2 pseudogenes are annotated in these 218 nt (G+C 74.8%); both read right to left on the bottom strand.

From position 1 onward, the window contains the following. Nucleotides 1-102 (bottom strand): annotated as a pseudogene (locus tag TW83_RS22110) (phosphonate metabolism protein/1,5-bisphosphokinase (PRPP-forming) PhnN); the annotation flags it as partial. Continuing rightward, nucleotides 99-218: pseudogene (locus TW83_RS22115) on the bottom strand (phosphonate C-P lyase system protein PhnL); the annotation flags it as partial. The pseudogenes TW83_RS22110 and TW83_RS22115, both read right to left, overlap by 4 nt.

The following is a 218-nucleotide window of genomic DNA, read 5'->3' on the forward strand; positions in this document are numbered from 1 at the left end:
GATCACCCGCCGCGCCAGGCGCAGATCGGGCCGCGCGGCGCAAGCCGCGGCGATCAGTGTGTCCTTGCCCGCGCCGGATGGTCCGACGACCGCCGCGATCATGCCGCGCGTCCCGGCGTGAATCCGGTCACGTCCACCAACCGGTCGCAGACCGCGTCGCGCGCCTCGGCGTCGTGAAAGATGCCCAGGATCGCGGCGCCGCGGGCCTTGGCCTCGGC

The organism is Paracoccus sp. S4493, from assembly GCF_000967735.1.
Classification (GTDB): domain Bacteria; phylum Pseudomonadota; class Alphaproteobacteria; order Rhodobacterales; family Rhodobacteraceae; genus Paracoccus; species Paracoccus marcusii.